This window comes from Streptomyces sulphureus DSM 40104, from assembly GCF_000381025.1.
Taxonomy (GTDB): domain Bacteria; phylum Actinomycetota; class Actinomycetes; order Streptomycetales; family Streptomycetaceae; genus Streptomyces; species Streptomyces sulphureus.
The window spans coordinates 1-3,051 of sequence record NZ_KB905838.1; the positions used below are offsets into that span (position 1 = coordinate 1).

General features: G+C 71.0%; 5 protein-coding genes. 3 read left to right on the plus strand and 2 right to left on the minus strand.

Annotated features, from left to right (window positions below; genetic code table 11):
* A partial coding sequence (locus tag F603_RS33310; protein WP_019549863.1) for a sensor histidine kinase occupies positions 1 to 822 on the minus strand: 822 nt, incomplete at its 3' end.
* Between the two features lie 252 nt (positions 823 to 1,074).
* Here F603_RS33310 and F603_RS0131270 point away from each other — a divergent pair.
* The 3 genes from F603_RS0131270 to F603_RS0131280 all read left to right on the plus strand — a co-directional run bounded on the left by F603_RS0131270 (position 1,075) and on the right by F603_RS0131280 (position 2,561).
* The gene (locus F603_RS0131270; protein WP_019549864.1) at positions 1,075 to 1,812 is read left to right on the plus strand and encodes a GntR family transcriptional regulator; all 738 of its coding nucleotides are present in this window, start codon (positions 1,075 to 1,077) and stop codon (positions 1,810 to 1,812) included.
* Positions 1,813 to 2,163: 351 nt separating this feature from the next.
* Positions 2,164 to 2,334, plus strand: a complete 171-nt coding sequence (locus tag F603_RS35295; RefSeq protein ID WP_019549865.1) for a hypothetical protein — start codon at positions 2,164 to 2,166, stop codon at positions 2,332 to 2,334.
* 8 nt (positions 2,335 to 2,342) lie between these two features.
* Positions 2,343 to 2,561: a hypothetical protein gene (locus F603_RS0131280; RefSeq protein WP_019549866.1), complete on the plus strand. Its 219-nt coding sequence runs from the start codon at positions 2,343 to 2,345 to the stop codon at positions 2,559 to 2,561.
* 116 nt (positions 2,562 to 2,677) lie between these two features.
* On the opposite strand, the gene F603_RS0131285 is transcribed toward F603_RS0131280, so the two are convergent.
* Positions 2,678 to 3,051: ATP-binding protein (locus F603_RS0131285; protein WP_026328878.1), on the minus strand; the 374-nt coding region annotated here is incomplete at its 5' end.

Genomic DNA, 3,051 nt, shown 5'->3' on the forward strand with positions numbered 1-3,051 from the left:
GACGAGGCGTGCTTGTGCGCCGTCGTGGAGGTCGCGTTCGATGCGTCGTAGGTCGGCTGCGGCGGTGTCGACGACCGCACCACGATCCGACTCCAACTCCTGCGCCCGCTCCGCCAGTCGTGAGGGCCCCAGCAGGCCGAGCACGAGCAGCCGGTCCACCTGCGCGAGGCCGCGGATCAGCCAGGGCGTCAGCAGGACGAGCACGAGCCCGGCGAGCGAGGCGACGGCGAGTTCGGGAGCGCTGTCCAGGTAGCCCCAGTCCCCGAACTCGGGCCCCGGCTGGTCGGTGTACGCGTCGAAGACCCAGTGGTAGGCCGGGGAGAGGAGCAGCGCCCACCCCGTCGCCCAGAACACGAAGCTCACGGTGAACGCGGCCGTCGCCCACGGGAAGTACACCACCGTGTAGAGCAGGTGCCGCCACGAGGTGCCGCTGCGCAGGAGCGCCCCGACCCACGCCATCAGCCCGCTGCTGCGCTGCACCGCGCTCACCGGCTCGGGATCGGGCGCGTCCAGGTGCAGCAGCCCCCGCGCCCGCGCCCGCTCGAAGGCGCCGATACCGCGGCAGCTCGCGAGGGTGAGCGCGAGCAGCGGGATACCGACGAAGGTGATCAGCAGTCCGGCGCTCACCGAGACCATCGTCACCGTCCAGCTAAAGGTGACGATCGCAAGGGGGAACCCCGTGAGCAGGTAGAGGAACTCGCGGTAGGTCCGGTTCTCGAGCGGGGCGAGGAGAAACGCTGAGAACGGGTTGCGCGGACCGTCCCCGTATCCCGCGGTCCGCCCGGGACCGGCGTCCGACGGAGCGCGGTGGGCCGTTGCCATGGTGGTGCCCTTTCTCTCTCATGTCCCTCCGACGCCAGCAGACGCCGCACGCCCCGGCCCCGTGAGCCTGGGGGCGGGACTCTCCCAGCATTGTCCGGAGCGGCCTTGCGCCGCCATGGAGCCGACCGGCTTGTGGGGGCGGGGGTTTTCCCCACCGTGGGGCGGTGGCTGCGGACGGGCGGTGGCCGTGAAGGGAGACGTCGGCTGTGGCAGGGTTGAGGCCGCACCCTAGGGAAGTGAGGGACACCTGCAATGGCGGAGACCGCGAGGCGGATTGCGGACGATCTGCGTGCGCGCGTGGCATCCGGTGAACTGGCACCGGGGAGCCGCCTTCCGGGAGAGCCCGCGCTCGTGAACGAGTACGGCGTCGCGAAGGAGACGGCCCGTCGGGCCCTGACGCTTCTCGTCACGGAGGGCCTGGCGGTGCGGAAGCGCGGCAGCGGCACCTTCGTGCGCGAGTTCCGGCCCATCCGGCGCGTCGCCAACCGCCGCCTGGCCTCGGAGGGTTGGGGCTCCGGCCGGTCGGTCTGGAGCGCTGATGTCGAGGAGAGGGACTTGAAGGTCGTCGACGTCGAGGTCCGTGAGGACACCGCGCCGCGGCAGGTGGCCCGGGTGCTCGGCCTCGTCGACGAGGCTGCGGTGGTCGTCCGCAGCCGCAAATTCCTTGTCGACGAAGAGCCGGTGCAGATGGCGACCTCGTATCTTCCTGCCGAGCTGGTGCGCGGTTCCGCCGTCGAGCAGCAGGACACCGGCGCCGGTGGAACCTATGCGAGGCTCAGGGAACTCGGGTACGAGCCGGTGCGGTTCGTCGAGGAGGTCCGTGCGCGGATGCCGAGCCAGGAGGAGTCCGAGTGGCTGGAGCTGGCCCAGGGGACGCCGGTGATCGAGGTGCACCGTACGGCCTTCGCGGAGGACGGTCTGGCGGTCGAGTTCAACTGCATGCTGCTCGACGGTGGTGCTTACGTCATGGAGTACCAGGTCGACGGCTGAGCAAGAAGAATGTGGAGAGGCCCGCCGCGCGGCGGGCCTCTTTTTTGTCCTCTTGGCGGGCGCTAGGCGGGAGTTGGCATCCCTAGGGATGCGTGCTCTATGATCCCTAGGGATGTCGAGTGGCCTCCGAGGGGCTGCTCACGGCGGCGAGGACGGTCGCGGTGCGCCGACGACGCTCGCGAGGAGGCCAGCGTGACCAACGCGAGCTGCCGAGCCCGTCGGCGCGTCCGGAAGCGACGCTTTTCCCTGGGCGAGTGTGCATGTCCGGCTCTCTGCCCGTTCTCTGCTGGGCACGACAGGTGCGGGCTCTTGGGAGCACGCGGTGGAACGCTCCGAAGAGCGGGGAACCGGGTGCGGTGTGCGGCCCTGCTGCCGGTCTGCGCGGCCGGTGCGCTGCTCTTCTTCGTCGCCGTCCGGCGCGGCCGTGGGGAACGGACCGCCCCGGGAGGTGAGGGCGCCTGTGCCCACGACGTGCTCAGCGGCAAGCAGTGCGCCGACTGCCGCAGGCAGATCTATCTCTAGGAGGTTCGGTGAGCGATTGGTGCGAACTCCCCCGCCCGCTCGGCCCGTTCGACGTGCGACGCGGCGACCGTGTGCTGCTCGGCGGCGGCTGGCGAGGCGTCCGCGACCTGCGCACGCCCGGACACAGCGGCCGCGGCCGCGTGCTCCACCTCGATGACGGGCGCCTGTATCTCCTCAGGCCGACCGAACGCCTCCCGGTCGCACGCCGGAGCGTCGTCCGACCGTGAAGCCGTGCGGTCCCGTCTCGTCGTCACCGCGGGACCTGCGATGACGCCGGCTTGTCGAAGACCGCAAGCGACCGAAGCCGATCTGCCGAGCCGCCCCGGAACGCGGACCGCGGCGTTCAGGCTCCTTGGCGCTGCTTCGGGCGGCGCCCCGTCTTGCTCGGCTTCCCCGTGTGCTCGTCCCCCGAGGGCGCCGACTCCCGCTCCCGCCAGGGGAGTTCGGCGGTGATGGTGGTGGGGCCTCCGGCGGGGGAGTCGATGAGGAGGAGGCCGTCGACGGAGTCGAGGCGTTCGGCGAGGCCGGCGAGGCCGGTGCCGCCCGCCGTGCCGTCGGCGGGTGGTGTGGCTGTGGCGCCGCCCTTGCCGTTGTCGTGGACTTGGAGCATGAGTCGGTCTTTGGTGCGCCAGAGGTCGATTTCGGCGTGGTGGGCGTGGCTGTGTTTGGTGATGTTTTGGAGGAGTTCGGAGGCGGTGAAGTAGGCGATGCCTTCGA

Bases quoted from the DNA above. Each gene is read 5' to 3' on its own strand.
- F603_RS0131270 (WP_019549864.1), top strand. From the start codon at position 1,075: ATGGCGGAGACCGCGAGGCGGATTGCGGACGATCTGCGTGCGCGCGTG.